Origin of the sequence: Micromonospora sp. KC213, assembly GCF_004348325.1 — a bacterium.
Classification (GTDB): domain Bacteria; phylum Actinomycetota; class Actinomycetes; order Mycobacteriales; family Micromonosporaceae; genus Micromonospora.
Map to the genome: position 1 here is coordinate 1 of NZ_SMKF01000135.1, position 16,728 is coordinate 16,728.

18 protein-coding genes and 2 pseudogenes are annotated in these 16,728 nt (G+C 71.1%); 9 read left to right on the top strand and 11 right to left on the bottom strand.

What is annotated here, in order from left to right; genetic code table 11:
* The 3 genes and pseudogenes from E1166_RS32220 to E1166_RS22770 all read left to right on the top strand — a co-directional run.
* A pseudogene (locus E1166_RS32220) lies at positions 1–442 on the top strand (hypothetical protein); the annotation flags it as partial.
* 110 nt (positions 443–552) lie between these two features.
* On the top strand, positions 553–2,364 hold the full coding sequence (locus E1166_RS22765; RefSeq protein ID WP_132341847.1) for a DEAD/DEAH box helicase: 1,812 nt from the start codon (positions 553–555) through the stop codon (positions 2,362–2,364).
* Positions 2,365–2,460: 96 nt separating this feature from the next.
* A complete protein-coding gene (locus E1166_RS22770; protein WP_132341819.1) occupies positions 2,461–3,081 on the top strand; it encodes a putative glycolipid-binding domain-containing protein in 621 nt (206 codons plus the stop codon).
* Between the two features lie 21 nt (positions 3,082–3,102).
* Here the strand turns inward: E1166_RS22770 and E1166_RS22775 are convergent, their stop codons facing one another.
* The 6 genes from E1166_RS22775 to E1166_RS22805 all read right to left on the bottom strand — a co-directional run bounded on the left by E1166_RS22775 (position 3,103) and on the right by E1166_RS22805 (position 7,930).
* The gene (locus E1166_RS22775) at positions 3,103–4,194 is read right to left on the bottom strand and encodes a PLP-dependent cysteine synthase family protein (protein ID WP_132341821.1); all 1,092 of its coding nucleotides are present in this window, start codon (positions 4,192–4,194) and stop codon (positions 3,103–3,105) included.
* An 85-nt stretch (positions 4,195–4,279) separates the two neighbouring features.
* A complete protein-coding gene (locus tag E1166_RS22780) occupies positions 4,280–4,690 on the bottom strand; it encodes a nuclear transport factor 2 family protein (protein ID WP_132267988.1) in 411 nt (136 codons plus the stop codon).
* Between the two features lie 3 nt (positions 4,691–4,693).
* Entirely contained in the window at positions 4,694–5,500 is an 807-nt protein-coding gene (locus tag E1166_RS22785; RefSeq protein WP_132341823.1) for an MBL fold metallo-hydrolase, read from the bottom strand.
* 31 nt (positions 5,501–5,531) lie between these two features.
* Positions 5,532–6,158 (bottom strand): DsbA family protein, encoded by a 627-nt coding sequence (locus E1166_RS22790; protein ID WP_132341825.1) that lies wholly within the window; start codon positions 6,156–6,158, stop codon positions 5,532–5,534.
* 122 nt (positions 6,159–6,280) lie between these two features.
* Positions 6,281–6,775 carry a MarR family transcriptional regulator gene (locus tag E1166_RS22795; RefSeq protein ID WP_132341827.1) on the bottom strand — a complete coding sequence of 165 codons (495 nt, stop codon included), beginning with the start codon at positions 6,773–6,775 and terminating at the stop codon, positions 6,281–6,283.
* A 633-nt stretch (positions 6,776–7,408) separates the two neighbouring features.
* Positions 7,409–7,930, bottom strand: a complete 522-nt coding sequence (locus tag E1166_RS22805; protein ID WP_132341829.1) for a MarR family transcriptional regulator — start codon at positions 7,928–7,930, stop codon at positions 7,409–7,411.
* Positions 7,931–8,098: 168 nt separating this feature from the next.
* Between E1166_RS22805 and E1166_RS22810 the strand changes: the two genes are divergently transcribed.
* Positions 8,099–9,244, top strand: coding sequence for an extracellular solute-binding protein (locus E1166_RS22810; protein ID WP_132341831.1), 1,146 nt, complete (start codon positions 8,099–8,101; stop codon positions 9,242–9,244).
* A gap of 61 nt (positions 9,245–9,305) precedes the next feature.
* Positions 9,306–9,812, top strand: a complete 507-nt coding sequence (locus tag E1166_RS22815; protein WP_132341833.1) for a hypothetical protein — start codon at positions 9,306–9,308, stop codon at positions 9,810–9,812.
* 87 nt (positions 9,813–9,899) lie between these two features.
* On the opposite strand, the gene E1166_RS22820 is transcribed toward E1166_RS22815, so the two are convergent.
* Positions 9,900–10,361: an Lrp/AsnC family transcriptional regulator gene (locus E1166_RS22820; protein ID WP_132341835.1), complete on the bottom strand. Its 462-nt coding sequence runs from the start codon at positions 10,359–10,361 to the stop codon at positions 9,900–9,902.
* A gap of 268 nt (positions 10,362–10,629) precedes the next feature.
* Here E1166_RS22820 and E1166_RS22825 point away from each other — a divergent pair, with 268 nt between their 5' ends.
* Positions 10,630–10,896, top strand: a complete 267-nt coding sequence (locus E1166_RS22825) for a BldC family transcriptional regulator (protein ID WP_132341837.1) — start codon at positions 10,630–10,632, stop codon at positions 10,894–10,896.
* A gap of 80 nt (positions 10,897–10,976) precedes the next feature.
* Here E1166_RS22825 and E1166_RS22830 read toward each other — a convergent pair whose 3' ends face one another.
* Positions 10,977–11,606 carry a UbiX family flavin prenyltransferase gene (locus E1166_RS22830; RefSeq protein WP_132341839.1) on the bottom strand — a complete coding sequence of 210 codons (630 nt, stop codon included), beginning with the start codon at positions 11,604–11,606 and terminating at the stop codon, positions 10,977–10,979.
* Positions 11,607–11,749: 143 nt separating this feature from the next.
* Between E1166_RS22830 and E1166_RS22835 the strand changes: the two genes are divergently transcribed.
* The gene (locus tag E1166_RS22835; protein ID WP_132341841.1) at positions 11,750–12,709 is read left to right on the top strand and encodes a terpene synthase; all 960 of its coding nucleotides are present in this window, start codon (positions 11,750–11,752) and stop codon (positions 12,707–12,709) included.
* A gap of 35 nt (positions 12,710–12,744) precedes the next feature.
* Here the strand turns inward: E1166_RS22835 and mqnP are convergent, their stop codons facing one another.
* Both mqnP and E1166_RS22845 read right to left on the bottom strand, forming a co-directional pair.
* A complete protein-coding gene (gene mqnP / locus E1166_RS22840; RefSeq protein WP_207914426.1) occupies positions 12,745–13,647 on the bottom strand; it encodes a menaquinone biosynthesis prenyltransferase MqnP in 903 nt (300 codons plus the stop codon).
* A complete protein-coding gene (locus tag E1166_RS22845; protein ID WP_132268013.1) occupies positions 13,647–15,107 on the bottom strand; it encodes a menaquinone biosynthesis decarboxylase in 1,461 nt (486 codons plus the stop codon). The genes mqnP and E1166_RS22845 overlap by 1 nt, the downstream gene beginning before the upstream one ends.
* 161 nt (positions 15,108–15,268) lie before the next feature.
* On the opposite strand from E1166_RS22845, the gene E1166_RS22850 reads away from it, so the two are divergent.
* Both E1166_RS22850 and E1166_RS32750 read left to right on the top strand, forming a co-directional pair.
* Positions 15,269–16,084 carry an alpha/beta hydrolase gene (locus E1166_RS22850; protein ID WP_132341843.1) on the top strand — a complete coding sequence of 272 codons (816 nt, stop codon included), beginning with the start codon at positions 15,269–15,271 and terminating at the stop codon, positions 16,082–16,084.
* A 126-nt stretch (positions 16,085–16,210) separates the two neighbouring features.
* Positions 16,211–16,513 (top strand): annotated as a pseudogene (locus tag E1166_RS32750) (MarR family transcriptional regulator); the annotation flags it as partial.
* A 10-nt stretch (positions 16,514–16,523) separates the two neighbouring features.
* On the opposite strand, the gene ccsA reads toward E1166_RS32750, so the two are convergent.
* Positions 16,524–16,728, bottom strand: a 205-nt coding sequence (gene ccsA / locus E1166_RS22865; RefSeq protein ID WP_165942675.1) for a cytochrome c biogenesis protein CcsA, incomplete at its 5' end; no start/stop codon positions are given.

Here is a 16,728-nt window from a genome sequence, read left to right on the forward strand (position 1 = left end):
CGCCTGGGCGACCCCGCCCGTCTCGGCACCACCCGCCCGCTCCGGCGGGGCGGCCCCGGCCGCACCCGGGGCGTCGGCCGTCCCGGCGACGCCCCGCACATACGGCGGCCCTCGCAGCGCCGCGGCGGGCGACGGTCCCGGCCAGCCCGGTACGCCCTACCACGGCGGTCCGGACCTGGCCACCATCGCGTACGGCGGTGCGCCGAGCCACGCCACGGTCGCCTTCCCGGCCGGCAACCCGATGGAGAACTCCGGCTCGCTCACCGGGCACATCCTGGCCCAGGGCTGGGCGGACAGCCCGGCGGCGGAGAGGTCCCGGACCACCCGGGTGGTGGTGGTCCTGGCCACCTCCCTCGCGCTGCTGGTGGCGATGAGTGTGCTGGTGGTGCTGCTGGCCGGCGACGTCGTCCGCGGGTTCGTCGAAGGCATGATCGACAAGTGATCGGGGGCGGGTGGGTGAGCCCGCCCACTACCACCCGCGCCCGGCTGCCCACGTTCCCGGACCGCCGTACACTGGTGGGGATCACTGACCTGGCGTGCGTGCGCACGCCCATGGGCGATCTTGCGGGCGATTCGGCGGCGTGGAGCTGCGGCGGGCCATCGCGAAGATGCGCCCCGCTCGAAAGGTTTTACTTGACCACCTTCACTGACCTCGGCACCACTGGGTCCACCCCTGACCTGCCGACGACTGTCGGCCAGGCCGTCCCGGCCGTCGACTTCGCCGCCCTGGGCCTGCCCCGCCAGCTGGTCGACGCGCTGGCCCGGCAGGGCATCACCACCCCGTTCGAAATCCAGCGGGCGACCCTGCCCGACGCGCTGGCCGGCCGGGACGTACTCGGTCGGGGGCAGACCGGCTCCGGCAAGACCCTCGCCTTCGGCCTGCCGATCATCGCCCGGCTCGCCAACCGCAACCGGGCCCGGTCCCTGCACCCGCGGGCTCTGGTGCTGGTTCCCACCCGGGAACTGGCCATGCAGGTCAACGACGCCCTGATGCCGCTCGGCAAGGCTGTCGGGATCTTCGTCAAGACCGCTGTGGGCGGCGTCCCGTACGACCGGCAGATCGACGCGCTGCGCCGGGGCGTGGAGATCGTGGTGGCCACGCCGGGCCGGCTCGGTGATCTGATCGCGCGGGGGGTCTGCGCCCTCGACGACGTCGAGGTGACCGTGCTCGACGAGGCCGACCAGATGGCCGACATGGGCTTCCTCCCCGAGGTCACCGAACTGCTGGCGAAGACTCCGGCGGACGCCCAGCGGCTGCTCTTCTCGGCCACCCTGGACGGTGACGTCGACTCGCTGGTCAAGCGGTTCATGACCGATCCGGTGACCCACTCCACCGCCCCGTCGACCGCGTCCGTGTCCACCATGGACCACCACCTGCTGCTGATCCCGCCGCACGAAAAGTTCGCCGTGGCGGCCTCGATCGCGGCCCGTGCCGGCCGGACGATGCTCTTCGCGCGTACCCAGCTCGGCGTCGACCGGCTGGTCGAGCAGCTCGCCGCAGTGGGCGTACGGGCCGGCGGGCTACACGGCGGCAAGACCCAGCGGATGCGCACCAAGACCCTCGCCGAGTTCCGTGAGGGCCGGATGAACGTCCTGGTCGCCACCGACGTGGCCGCCCGCGGTATCCACGTCGACGGAGTGTCCCTGGTGCTGCACGTGGACCCGCCGAAGGACCCGAAGGACTACCTGCACCGCGCCGGCCGTACCGCCCGCGCGGGCGAGTCGGGGGCGGTGGCAACCCTGGTCCTGCCGAAGCAGCGCCGCACCACGCTGGCGATGATGGAGAAGGCGGGCGTCGAACCCGCGCAGGCCCGGGTCCGTGCCGGCGACCCGGTGCTGGCAGAGCTGACCGGTGCGCAGGAGCCCAGCGGCGTCCCGGTCCGCGACGAACCGGAGCCGCGCCGCGCCGCCGGCCGCCGCTACGGCGACCGCCCCACGGGTGACCGGCGCCAGGGCGACCGCGACGGCCGGGGCGAACGCCGTTACGGCGACCGCTCCCTCGGCGATCGGGGCCAGCGTGGCTTCGACCGCCCCACCGGGGAACGGCGCTTCGGCGACCGGCCGCACGGCGAGCGCCGCTTCGGCGGCGAGCAGGGCTTCGGCGACCGGCCGCACGGCGAGCGCCGCTTCGGCGGCGAACAGGGCTTCGGCGACCGGCCGCACGGCGAGCGCCGCTTCGGCGGCGAACAGGGCTTCGGCGACCGGCCGCACGGCGAGCGCCGCTTCGGCGGCGAACAGGGCTTCGGCGACCGGCCGCACGGCGAGCGCCGGGGCGGGTTCCGTCCCGAGGGGCGCAGCCGCGACGACCGGCCGCGCGACGACCGGCGTGGCTTCGGCGGGCGGCCGCCGGCGCGTACCCACTGATCCCACCGGAGACCCGGCACGCCGTCGCGGAGCATCCCCGCGGCGGCGTTGCCGCATGCCCTGCCGGTGACGGCCGGTTGGCGTAACGTCCGGAGCATGCCGAGGTCACTCTTCTGGAGCCTGACCGGGAGCGGCGGTGCCGAGCATGCCATCGTCGCCGACGGCCCCGGGTTCACCGCCCACGGGACACAGCTCGCCGTCGATCCGGTCGGCTACACCTGCCGCTACCGGCTGACCGCCGGCGCGGACGGCGGCACCACTTCCCTGGAGGTGGAGGTCGAGGGAGCGGGTTGGCAGCGACGGGTCCGCCTGGACCGGAGCGCGGGCGGGTGGCGGGTGACCACCGGCGAGGAAGGCGACCTGGACGCGGCACTGCGGGCCGCCGGACACCCGCCGGCCGGTCTGCCCGGCACGGACGACCCCGGCCGGCTGGACGACGCACTCGACGTCGACCTGAGCCGTTCGCCGCTGTTCAACACGCTCCCGATCCGCCGGCTCGGGCTGGTCGGGGCGGCGTCCAGCACCGCCCACCGGATCACCGTGGCCTGGGTGCTGGTGCCGAGCCTGGCGGTGGTCGCCGCCGAGCAGGTCTACACCGCGCTCGCGCCGGATCGGGTGGGCTTCGCCAGCGACACCTTCCAGGCCCAACTGACACTGGACGATCACGGTTTCGTCACGCACTACCCGGGCGTGGCCGCCCGCGCCGACGGCAACTGAACGGCACGGCCGGACGGACCGTCAGACCGGCCAGGTGCCGCTGGCGAGGAAGCGCTCTGCGGTGGCCAGGTGCGGGGCGAGATCCAGCCCCTGCCCGGCCACCCATCCGTCGTCATAGTAGGTGTCGGCGTAGCGGTCGCCGTCGTCGCAGATCAGGGTGACCACCGAACCGGTCCGCCCGGCGGCCAGCATCTCGGCGATCAGGCCGAACGCGCCCCACAGGTTGGTGCCGGTGGAGCCACCGACGCGGCGGCCGAGGACGGCCGAGCCAGCCCGCATGGCGGCCAGGGAGGCGGCGTCGGGCACGGCGGTCATCCGGTCCACCACCGAGGGCAGGAAGGACGGTTCCACGGTGGGCCGGCCGATCCCCTCGATTCGGGAACCCCGGCCGGTACGCACCGACCAGTCGGCGGCCTGCCAGGCCGGGTAGAACGCCGAGTTCTCCGGGTCGACCACGCAGAGCTTGGTGGGCAGCCGCCGGTAGCGGGTGTACCGGCCGATGGTGGCGCTGGTGCCCCCGGTACCGGCGCCCACCACGATCCACGCCGGGATCGGGTGCCGTTCCAGGGCGAGCTGCGCGTAGATCGACTCGGCGATGTTGTTGTTGCCCCGCCAGTCGGTGGCCCGTTCGGCGTAGGTGAACTGGTCCATGAAGTGCCCGCCGCTGTCCTCGGCCAGCCAGCGGGCCTCGACGACCACCTTCGCCGGGTCGGTCACGAGATGGCAGCGCCCGCCCTGGAACTCGATCTGGGCGATCTTCTCCGGCGAGGTGGAGGCCGGCATCACCGCGACGAACGGCAGGCCGAGCATCCGGGCGAAGTACGCCTCGGAGACCGCCGTCGAGCCGGAGGACGCCTCGATGATCGTCGTCTCCGGGCCGATCCAACCGTTGCAGAGCCCGTAGAGGAAGAGCGAGCGGGCCAGCCGGTGCTTGAGGGAGCCGGTCGGGTGCACCGACTCGTCCTTGAGGTAGAGGTCGATCCCCCATCTCCTGGGCAGCGGGAAGGGCAGCAGGTGGGTGTCGGCGGAGCGGTTGGCGTCCGCCTCGACCGCGGCGATCGCCTCGGTCACCCACGTCCGGCTGGCCTCGTCGCACCGGTCGAGATGAGTCACGCCGGCAAGGGTACAAGCGAGGTCACGGGGTGGGCCGGATTAACCGGATCTACTCAGTCACCCTGCCCGGAAACCTCATGGCGGCTCACGGTGCCATGGCCGCGCGTACTTGTGCGGTGTCGACGAATTGTTCGAAGCGGACGATGAGTCCGCCGCGTACGACGAAGTGGTGGGCGACGCGGACGTGGATGGGTCTGCCGGTGGCCTTGTTGGTGGCGGTGTACCGAGCGAGGACGACGACGTTTTCTCCGTGGACGATGTAGGTGTCGTCGTGGGCGGTCCAGTCGTCCCAGTCGGCGGCGAGCCGCTCCATCACGTTGGATGTGACCCCTTCGGGGGTGCGGTAGGTGCCGGCGAGAGGGAAGCCGGCCATCTCGGTCCACTCCACGTCGGGGGCGAGGGTAGCGCGTAGGGCTTCCAGGTCACCGGTGGCGGAGGCGAGGTACTGCCGGCGTACCACGTCGGCGGGCGCGGCGGAGGTGGCGAAGTCGGTCATCGCTCAGCCCCAGCTCATCTCGCCCGTGGCGACCTTGGCACCGAGCTGGGCGGCGATCAGCATGCCGTGGTCGGGGTACCGGGTGGTGAGGGCGTGGGTGAGCGCGGCACCGTCGGCGGCCTTGCCCAGCTCTTCCTCGAAGGCGTTCAGGTAGTCGCGGGTGCCGGTGATGGCGCTGGCGTCGGCGGGCGTGTCGGGTAGCCGGTGGCCGGGCACGACCAGCTGCGGTTCGAGGGCGGCCATCTCGTCCAGCAGGGCGATCCAGGCTGCCCGCTGCTCCGGATTGGGGGTGTCGGCGACCCACACGTGCTCGCGCTGGAAGAGCAGGACGCCGCCGAGGACGGCACGGTGCTCAGGCTGCCACAGGTAGTGCCGGTCGGGCAGTACGGCCGGTCCGCCGCGCAGTTGGAACAGGTGGTCTTCCAGGGTCAGGTGGCCGGTGAGCGGAGCGAGGTCGACCAGCCGAGTGGGAAGGTTCGCGCCGAGCGCGGCCCAGGCCTTGAGCTTGCTCTCGTACGAGTGGTGGATGTGCGCGATGGTCTGCGGGGTGGCGACGAAGGCCGCGTCGGGGAAGGCGTCGGCGACGGCCTCGGCGCCGAAGTAGAAGTCCGGGTCGCCGTGGCTGATGAACACCGTGGTGAGCCGCTTGCCGGAATCCAGGATGTGGGCGACCAGCCGGTGGCCGTCGGCGCGGGTGAACCCGGCGTCGACCAGCAGCGCGTCGTTGTCGCCGGTGACGAGGGTGGCGGTCTTGTTCTTGCTGCCGGCGGGGAAGTCCAGGTCGAGAATGGTGAAGTCGAGCGTGGGCATTGGATGCTCCTCGGAAGGTGGGGGTTTGTGGTCAGGACGTGGTGGTTGCCGTGACGGTGGCCAGGCGCTGGTCGATCTGGTCGGCGGTGGCGTGTCCGACGGCGAGCGGGATGACGCGTTGACCCTCGGTGGCCAGCAGGGTCGGGTACGCGTCGACGCCCAGTTCGGCGGCGCGGTGGAAGTCGGCCTCGGCGGCGGCCCGCGCGGCGGGCCCTTGGAAGGCGGCGACGACTGCATCGGCGTCCAGCCCGGCCGCTCCGGCGATGGTGCGGTAGGTCTCCGGTGTCGAGAGGCTGCGCCCGTCGATGTAGAAGGCGCGCTGGAGCGCCCCGGCCAGCTCGACCGCTCGGTCGGGGGCGGCGTTGCGCAGGGCGGCCACGCCGCGGGCGGCGGCTTCGGAGTCCATCACGAAGGAACCGTCGCCGATCAGTCGTTGGTAGCCGTCCCCGAATTCGGCCCCGGTCAGGTCGCTGATCTTGGCGTTCGCGGCCGGTACGTACCCGAAGTTTCCGATGGGCTGCCGGCGTTCCCCGATGAACAGGCCGCCGGACACCACCTCGATGGGCAGTTCCGGGTGCCTGGCCGCGACCTCGGACATGGTCCGGGAGAACCCGTGTGACCAGCCGCAGTACGCGTCGAAAACGTAGATGAGCTTCATGGCTGTCCCAGCTTGTGCGGCGCTCGCCCGGCGCGAGCGGATTACCTGACGCAACAGAATCTGACGTGTCAGGTATTTCCATCCAGCGGGGGGCTCGAAACGTGATGTGGGTCACAGCATGGTCAGCGCAGGCGCGGCAGCACGTCCCGCGCCGAGTGGCTGAGGATCCGCAGATCCTCCATGAAGCGTTCACGGTGGGAGGCGGGCAGCGGTTGCAGGAAGTAGCGCTTGATGTTCTCCACGTGCACCCGGGAGGCGCGGACCACCGTCTCCTCGCCCAGCGGGGTCAACCGCACCAGCCGGCCCCGTCGGTCGCCGGGATCCGCGACACGCTCCACCAACCCGGCAACCTCCAGCCGGTCCACGAGCCGGGTCACGCCACCCGTGGTGAGCACCTGCTCCCGGCTGATCGCCCCCATCGACAACCCGCGACCGCCGGCCCTACCCAAGATCAGGAGGACCTCGAACATCAGATGGCTGATCCCGCACTCCTGTTCGATCGCCCGACCCAGGATGTACTCCAGCCGATTGGCCGCCCCCTGCAACCGACCAAAGGCCAGTACCAGCTCGTGGTCCGCGGCCTCCTTGGCCGTTGAGATCTCTACTCGCTCAGCCACTGCGCCGACACTCCTCTCGACACCCAACCCTAGATCATGACCGCGAGAAACTCGGTCGTCATGCCGAGACAGGTGTCGCAGCCCGTATCCGGCGAGCCGCCCGCCGTCTCGCCGGATACGGCCGGGGGCGATGTGATCGGCGGGCGAGACGTAGGTCCGGTCGAGGGCGGTCACCTCGGTCCGCAGGAGACTGAGCAGTTGCGCTGGGCGAGTGCCTCCGCCTGGTAATGGCGGGGAAGTCGGGGGTGTCGACCCGGTCCTGCCCGGACGCGGTCTTGAGGCTGCCCGCGCCTCCGACGGCGATCAGGCGGCGTACCCCCGCGGTGCGCAAGCCCTCGATCAGCGAGCGGTAGGTCGCCAGCAGCGAGACGGCGGGGTCGGAGCCGTCGCGCGGTGGGGAGATGGCGGAGAGGACCACGTCGTGACCGGCGGCCTCTTCGGTTACCAGGGATGACACGGTGGCGTCCAGGGCCACGGCGGTCAGGCCGGGGTGAGCGGGCAGGTCGCCTGAGCGGCCGGAACGGGATGCGGCGGTGACCTGTGGCCGCGGTCGAGTGCCCGGCGGTCACGCAAGAGCCGATCATACCGGCGGCACCGATGATGAGGATCATCGCGGGTGTCTCCGTTCGTCGGTCAGGGAGGTTCGGGAGCGGCGGACGAGGCGGTGCCGCGTCCCGCCACCGGTCCACGGGCGGAGTTCAGCAGGACCTTCGTCACCAGCTCCCGCAGGATGAGTCGTTCGACCGGGGTCAGCGTGCCCAGCAGGTCCTGGTTGATCTGCGGCACGTGCGCCCGCAGCGCCTGTTGCAGCCGCTGCCGACCCTGGCTGGTCGGCTCCAGCAGCGCCGCGCGGCGGTCGTCGGGGTGGGGGTGACGGATCAACAGCCCCGCCTGCTCCATGCGGGCGATCAGGCGGGTCAGGCCACCCGAGGTGAAGGAGAGGTCCTCGGCCAGACGGGCACTGGTGCTCCGACCCTCAGGGTGCCGTACCAGCCGCAGCAGCACCTCGAACTCGGAACCGCCGAGCCCTGAGGCTTCCCGGATGATCCGCTCGGATCGCCCGCCGATGCTGTCGGTGAGGCGCAGGATGTCGCCGTAGAGCGCCACCGCCTCGTCGTTGACGAGGTCTTCGGATGCCGCACCGCCGTCGCTCACAAACCTGACAGTACAGCAATCTTGTGGCCGCCGCACGTCGCGGATAACCAGACACAGACCTAGTAAACCTGCGCGACATTGACATCACACTGGACGTCGCAGCATGTTAATTAGCTGCAGAGGCAGCTAGTGTCGGCCTGGACATGAGACCCTTGGAAGGGAGTCACCATGGCGATCGGGCGACGTCAGGTTCTGGTGGGCAGCTCACTCGCGGTCGCGGCGACCGTTGTGGGCACCGCCCGGGAGGAGGGCGCCGCAGCCAGTCGAGCCCGCTCGGGCGTACGTCCCGGCGCGGCGGTGTACGAGGAGACCAAGACCCTGCGGCAGCTTCACCGGGAGGCGAAGGCCGAGGGTGGCACCCTGACGGTCTACGCCGGTGGGGACACCGCCACCCAGCAGGACGGCAACAAGGCTGCCTTCGAGGAGGCGTTCCCCGGAGTCACCGTGAACATGGTCGTGGACTACAGCAAGTTCCACGACGCCCGGATCGACAACCAGCTCGCTACGGGCACACTTGTCGCCGACGTGGTCCAACTGCAGACCCTCCAGGACTTCCCCCGGTGGAAGGCCCAAGGGGTGCTGCTGCCCTACAAGCCGGCCGGGTTCTCCCGCGTCCACCCCGCCTTCAAGGACCGCGACGGCGCCTGGACCGGCATCTTCGTCGACGCGTTCTCCACGATTTACAACATCGACCAGGTCGGGGCGACGGCGCCTGCGACCGCCGTGGACCTGCTCGATCCGCGCTGGAAGGGTCGCATCGTCTCGACCTACCCGAACGACGACGACGCGGTCCTGTACCTGTACAAGCTCATTGTGGACAAGTACGGCTGGGATTGGTTGAAGAGGTTCACCACCCAGGAGGTGGCCTGGGTGCGGGGCACCCAGGAACCCGCCGACCGGGTAGAGGCGGGCAGTGCCGCTGTCGCGCTGGGCACCGACGGCGCACTCACCCCTGGCGCCGAGGTGAAGACCCGTTTCCTCGTCCCAACGCACGACCCGTTCATGGCCTGGGCCCAGCGCGCGGCCATTCTCGCCGGGGCTCGGCACCCCGCGGCGGCCAAGCTGTACCTGAACTGGTGGCTGTCGAAGCGGACCCAGTCCGACTTCTACATGTGGCCCGTCCGCACCGATGTCGCACCGCACCAGGGCTACCGGCCCATCTGGGACTATCCCAACGCCAATCTCGACGGCTTCGACCGCTTCATGAGGGACCGCGGCATGGTCGAGCGGTTCCGCCAGCAGCTGACGCTCTACGTCGGCGAGGTCCACGGTGACCCGTCCCCCGGCTGGCAGGGCCTGCACCCCGAACGTTGAGTCCGGCCACGTCATCGTCCATCGACACGTCCGTCCACCGAACCGTCACAGGAGGCATCACATGCGCGTCCGCTACACGCCCGCCCTCGCCGCCATCGTGGCCGGCGCGACCGGAACCGCCCTCGCCGTCAGCTCCGCACCAGCGGGGGGCGCCACGAACTCGGCGGCCTCCCGGCATTCCCGTACGGTCACCATCACCGCGGTGGAGAAGGGGGCATCCGTCAACTTCGTGGACGTCGCCCCCAGTGACTCGGCCCTCGGTGATCAGCTGATCGGGACCGGTGATCTCGTGGGTGCCGATGGCCGTAAGATCGGGACGAGTAGCTTCCAGGGCATCTCCACCAACGCCAAGCCGCGCACGTCGGAGATGTTGACCTTCGTCTACGAGCTGCCCGACGGAAAGATCACCACCGCGGGCACGGCAACGCTCTCCGCCACCCGCCCGATCTTCGACGAGCAGTTCGCGATCACCGGCGGCACTGGCAGGTACCAGGACGCACGCGGCCAGGTACGGGTCGTCCAGGAGACCGTCGAGCAGGCAAAGGTCACCTTCCACATCAAGCTCTGAGCTGCGCGGGCTCGTTGCCCTCACGGCGGTCACTGGACCGACCGACCCGGAACGGGGAACACGGAGTAGGCCTGATGTTCCTGGCTGTCACGCGGTGGGGGGATGATCGAGGGGCTGGGGGCGGTTCTCCCACTTCGTCGACAGCGCGATGCCGGTACGGGTGGAGGCGACGCCCGGGGTGCGGTTGAGCCGCACGATCAGCTGCTCCAGCTCGGCGATGGTGCCGACCCGGGCCTTGAGCAGGAACGACTCGACGCCGGCCATGAAGTAGCAGGACTCGATCTCGGGCATCTGTCGGAACGCCTCGAGCACGTCGTCGGTGTCGGCGGTGGAGTCCTCGACGATACCGATCAACGCCGTCACCCCCAGCCCGATCGACTGCGGTTCGATTTCGGCCCGGTACGCGCGGATGACCCCGCCGGATTCGAGCTTGCCGACCCGCTCGTGCACGGCCGGGGCCGAGAGGCCCACCTGACGGGCGAGTTCGGCGTACGACAGGCGGGCGTTGCCGCGCAGCAGCTCGACGAGGCTCCGGTCGATGGCATCCACGGAGTGTGACCCTAGCCGCCCGGGTGGAACGGCCGACGGCCGGACTCGGTGGGAAATGACGGGCCGTCACAGTCCCCGGACCTCCGGTCAGGACGGCGACGTGCCGGTATCATTTACTAACTTCCCACTCAGTGCGTTTTTCGCGTTTGGCGGACAGGCCAGGTCGCTGGTGCTGTAATTGCCATACGTCCCTCATGACGGCTCTGGGCTCGCACCGGCCGGGGGCAGTGTGTTCAGCCGGGGGCTTCGTCGACGCGAGGAGGGGGCTGTGGACACTGGAGATCGCCTGCTGACACCGGGTGAGGTCGCCGCGCTGTTTCGGGTTGACCCGAAGACTGTGACGCGTTGGGCGGCGGCCGGCCGGATAGGCAGCATCCGGACTCCAGGCGGGCATCGCCGGTTTCGGGAATCCGAGGTGCGAGCCCTGCTGGAAGGGGAGGGCATGTTGGACGAGGCGGAAGAGATGGGCAAACCACGCAACATGGGCCCCGCCGCCTCGACTGGGCCGGGACCGGCCAACGCCGGAGTGTACTGACGGCGCGACACGGATACGCGGGCCGGCCCGAGGGTCCGGTCCGCGTCCGTTGCAGCGGCCCAGCGTACGCCGGGAGGCGGTCAGGACCGGTCCGCGTTGAGCCGGCCGGACCAGCGCCGGAAGAGGGTGTGCGGCACCCCGAGCGCGTCCAGCACCTTGCCGGCCACGAAGTCGACCAACTGCTGGGCGGTGGCCGCTGCCCCCGAGCCGTAGAAACCGGGGCTGGCCGGCAGGACCACCGCGCCGGCGTCGTGCAGCGCGATCAGATGCTCCAGGTGACTGCGGGTGACCGGGGTCTCCCGGGGCACCAGGACCACCGGCCGCCGCTCCTTGAGGTTGACCTCGGCGGCCCGCTGCAACAGGTCCTTGGAGAGCCCGATGGCGATGCCCGCGCAGGCCGCCGTGCTCGCCGGCACCACCACCATCCCGCGTACCCGGTAGGAGCCGCTGCTCGGGCCGGCGGCGAGATCGCCGGCCGGCCAGTGCCGCACGGACGCGCCGGTGAGGTCCCGGCCCAGCCAGGCGGCGAGGTCCGCACTCCAGTGCCCGTCGCGGAACGGCCGCCCCGTCTCGTCGAGCACGGTCAGCCGGGCGGCCCGGGAGACGATCAGATCCACCGGCTCACCCGCGTCGAGCAGCCCGTTGACGACGGCCGCCGCGTACGGGGTGCCGGACGCGCCGGAAACCCCGACCACCCATGGTTCGCGCATTCACCCAGCCTGCCTGGTCGTCGCTGAGCACCGTTCACCGACCCCCGCTGGGCGGTTCGTCCCCGTTGTCCGGGCCGGGCGGCGGGATCGGTCCGTAACTGACATGCTGCCGTCGGCGATTCACGCCCACGGAGGGATCGGGCATGATCGATGAGGTTCTCAGGTCGCTTCGGTCCGGGTGCCCGATTCCACCCCGGCTCTCCCCGTACGCGGGGCCGGTGCAGGAGTGGCTGCTGGATCGGTTGCCCCGGCTGGGGCTGCCGCTGGACGCGGTGGGCCGGCAACGGCTGGGACCGGCCCTGTTCGCCCGGTACGCGGGCCGCCTCTACCCGGACGCCACCGAACCAGACCTGCGTACCCTGGCTCTGATCTTCACCTGGTTCTTCCTGGTCGACGACGCCTGCGACGGGCCGGACAGGTTACCCCCGGAGCGGGTCGCGGCGCTGCGCGACGGGGCGACGGCCCTGCTGCGGGACGGGCCACGGCGGCGGCACCCGGGTTTCGGTGGACCACTGCGCCGGCTGCTGGTCGTGGCGTGGCGACCGGCCCGCCACCGGATGCCGGCCGGCTGGCGGAACCGGTTCACCGACGCGGTCGCCCACCATCTGGAGGGCACGTGGCGGGAGGCGGTGAGCATTGAGTCGGGCCGACGGCCCTCGGTGGCCGAGTACGTCCAGCTGCGCCGGGCCACCTCCGCGGCGTACGTGTCGTACCCGCTGGTGGAGTTCGCCACCGGCCGCCCGCTGCCGGACGCGGTCTGTCACCACCCGCTGCTGCGCCACGTCGGCACGGTCGGCAACGATCTGATCTCCTGGTACAACGACATCGCCTCGCTGGACCGGGACCGGGTCACCTCGGGCGGGCACAACCTGGTGCTGGCCCTGGCCGCCGAACGCGGGGTGCCGGTGGAGACAGCGGTGGAGTTGGTGGCACAGCGGTGGCGGGCGGAGCTGGACCGCTTCGTCGCGCTGCGCGCCTCGGTGCCGTCGTTCGGTCCGACCTGGGATCCGGCGGTCGCCGCTCACCTCGACGGGGTGGCGAACGCCGTCCGGGGCACCGTCGACTGGACGATGGAGAGCGCCCGCTACGTGCCGACTGCCTGACCCCGACCTGCCCGGAGTCCTCCGGGCGGCCGGGGTCAGGGACGCAGGCCGAGGCGGGCGACCAGGTCGAGCAGGGCGAAGACGAACAGCGCGATACCGACGAACCCGTTGGCGGTGAAGAAGGCCCGGTTGACCTTGCTCAGGTCGGTCGGGCTGACCACCAGATGCTGGTAGCCGAAGGCGACGGCCGTCGCCGCCAGCCCGATCCACCAGAGCCAACCGAACCCGATCAGGACCCCGAACCAGACGAAGAGTGCGAAGGTCACCACGTGCGCGACGGTCGAGGCGCGCAGCGCGAAGCGCTTGCCGTACCGGGCGGGGACGCTGTGCACGCCTATCTCCCGGTCGACCTCGGCGTCCTGGCAGGCGTAGATCAGGTCAAAGCCGCCGATCCACAGCCCGACGGCCGCGCCGAGCAGCCACGCCGGCCCGGAGCCGGCGAGGGTGCCGGTGACCGCGAGCCAGGCCCCGACCGGCCCGACCGCCTGAGCGATCGCCAGGATGGCGTGCGGCCAGTTGGTGAACCGCTTGCCGTACGGGTAGACGACCAGCGGCACCACGGCCAGCGGCGCCAACGCGAGGCAGAGCGGGTTGAGCAGGGCGGCGGCGGCGAGGAACACCACCAGGGCGACGGCCGCGCCGGTCCAGGCCGTCCGCACGCTCACCGCCCCGGTGACCAGTTCCCGCCCGGCGGTACGCGGGTTCCGCGCGTCGATCCGGCGGTCGAGGATCCGGTTGGCGGCCATCGCGAACGTCCGCGCGCCGACCATCGCCACGGTGATCAGCAGCAGGTCGGCCCAGCGCACCCGCCCGCCGTGGGCCTGCATCGCGGTCAGCGCGGACAGGTACGCGAACGGCAGCGCGAAGACCGAGTGCTCGATGGCGACGAGCTTGAGGAAGGACGTGACGCGACCGGGCCGCTCCAGCACAGCCGTCATCAGAGCCCGTACTCCTTCCAGCGCTTGTCGACCAGGGAGACGACCTCCGGCGACATGCTCATCTCCTCCGGCCAACCCCGGGTGTAGCCCTCCTCGGGCAGCTTGCGGGTGGCGTCGACGCCCGCCTTGCCGCCCCAGAACTGTTGGTACGACGAATGGTCGAGGTGGTCCACCGGGCCCTCGGTGAGGAGCAGGTCGCGGGCGTAGTCGACGTTGCCGAAGGCGCGGAACGCGACCTCGTGGTAGTCGTGCACGTCGCAGTCCTCGTCGACCACCACGATCAGTTTGGTCAGCGACATCAGGTGCGCGCCCCAGATGGCGTTCATGACCTTCTGCGCGTGCTTCGGGTAACGCTTGCGGATGGAGACGATCGCGCAGTTGTGGAAGACCCCGGCGGCCGGCAGGTCGTAGTCGACGATGTCGGGGATCAGCAGCTTGAGCAGCGGCTGGAAGATCCGCTCGGTGGCCTTGCCGAGGCCGTGGTCCTCCTGTGGCGGCTTGGAGGTGACGATCGAGTGGTAGACCGGGTTGCGCTGCATGGTCATGGTCTCGACGTGCAGCACCGGGAACGGCTCGACCGGGGTGTAGAAGCCGGTGTGGTCACCGAACGGCCCCTCGGGCAGCCGCTCGCCGGGCTCGAGGTAGCCCTCCAGTACGACCTGGGCGTGCGCCGGGACCTGCAACGGCACCGTCAGGCAGTCGACCATCTCGACCCGCTCGCCGCGCAGGAACCCGGCGAACAGGTATTCGTCGATGTCGCCGGGGAGTGGGGCGGAGGCGGCGTACGAGACGACCGGGTCGCAACCGATCGCGATGGCGACCGGGAGCCGCTGACCGAGCCGCTCGGCGACCGCGTGGTGGGCGGTGGAGTCCTTGTGGATCTGCCAGTGCATGCCGAGGGTGTTGCGGCTGTGCTGCTGGAGGCGGTAGAGCCCGAGGTTGCGCTTGCCGGTCTCCGGGTGCTTGGTGTGGGTCAACCCGTAGTTGTGGAAGATCCCACCGTCGCCGGGCCAGACCTGCAGGCCGGGCAGCCGGTTCAGGTCGACGTCGTCACCGGAGTAGACGACCTGCTGGCAGGGCGCGGTCTTGACCTTGCGGGGCGGCACCGACTTGAGCTGCATGACCTTGCCGATGCCCTCGCGGATGCCGGACCAGCCGACCGGCAGCTCCGGCTTGACCAGCGCGCCGATTCTCTCGCCGATCTCGTCCAGCGACTCGACGCCAAGCGCCATCGCCATCCGTTTCTCGGTGCCGAACAGGTTGATCGCCACCGGCATCTCGCCCCGGGTCGGCCGTTCGAAGAGCAGCGCCGGGCCGCCGGCCCGGACGGTCCGGGTGACCACCTCGCTGATCTCCAGGGTGGGGTCGACCGGGACGCTCACCCGCCGCAACTCGCCGGCGCGCTCCAGCGCCGCGAGGAAGTCCTTGAGATCGGTGTACGGGAAGCCACGAGCCGCCATGGCAGCAAGTCTCCCGCACCGGCACCCCGACCGCCCCGGCCGGGTCGGGTGATGTCGCCGGCGATGTGCGTTCGACCACATCGGCCGCCGGGCGGGGCGGACGTGTCGGTGCCCGGGGGCAGCATCGTGGGGCTGTCACAGGAGAGTGAAGGTGAGTCACGATGCCGCGCCGGACGTCCGTAGCGTTGAACGTTGTCGAGCGGGGTGCCGGCACCCCGGTGCTGGCGCTGCACGGCTGGACGCCCGACCATCGGCTGATGCTCGGCTGCCTCGAACCGGTGTTCGCCGGGCGTCCCGGGTACCGGCGTCTCTATCCGGATCTGCCCGGCATGGGCGCGTCGGCGGCCCCACCGGAGATCGCCGGCTCGGACGACGTCCTCGACGCCGTACAGGACTTCGTGGACGACACCCTCGGCGGCGTGCCGTTCCTGCTCGTCGGTGAGTCCTACGGCGGTTACCTCGCCCGTGCCCTCGCCCGGTCCCGTCCCGACCAGGTGCTCGGCCTGGCGCTCATCTGCCCCGTCGGCACGGCCCTGGAACACGCGGAGCGCAGCGTGCCGCCGCGGCAGGTGCTGCGCCCCGACCCCGACCTGCTCGCCTCGACCGACGCCCGGACCGCCGCCGAGTTCGCGAGCATCGCCGTCGTGCAGACCCCCGAGACGTTGCGCCGGTTCCGGGACGAGATCCAGGTCGGTCTGGATCTCGCGGACACTGCGGCGATGGCGCGCATCCGGCGGCGGTGGGCGCTCAGCGAAAATCCGGAGGGCGGCGTACCGTTCGCCCGGCCGACCCTGATCCTCACCGGGCGGCAGGACCACGCGACGGGCTACCTCGACCAGTTCGCACTGCTGCCGCACTACCCACGAGCGACGTTCGCGGTACTCGACGTCGCCGGCCACAACCTTCAGATCGAGCAGCCCGTTCTCTTCGACGCGCTGGTGGGCGAGTGGCTCGACCGGGTCGCCGCGGAGCGCTGAGCAGACGACCGGCGGCGGTCAGCCGGCGGGCTCCCAGGCGTACGCGGCCAGGGGCGGGTCGAGCGGAGCGCCGGTGAGCCGGTTGGCGAAGGTGGAGATGGTGTACGTCCCGACGGCACCACCGCCAGTGAGCTGGGTCAGCGCCTCGGCGTCTCCAAGCAGGCCGCCGGCAAGACCGTCGACCGGCTGGTCGCCCTCGGCTACCTGGAACGCGCCGACGACCCCGCCGACGCCCGCCGCAAACTGGTCCGGATGACCGAGCGGGGCGTCGACGGGCTGCGCCGTTCAGCGGTGCTGTTCGACGTGCTGCGCGGACGCTGGGCGGCGGCGCTCGGCGAGGAGCGCGTCGCCGCGATGGAGGACGACCTGCGCCGGGTCACCCCGCCGAACTTTTTCCGCGTGGACGTGCCGGGCTGGTTCGGCGGCTGAAATCGCCGGTTCACTCCACCCCGGCGTACGAGTGCAGTCCGGTGAAGAAGAAGTTCACCCCGAACAGGTTCATCAGCATGGTCAGGAAGCCGAGCACGGCGATCCAGGTCGCCACATTGCGCTTCACGCTCGGGGTCGCCCGGGCGTGCAGGTAGCCGGCGTACACCACCCAGGAGATGAACGCCCAGGTCTCCTTCGGGTCCCAACCCCAGGCC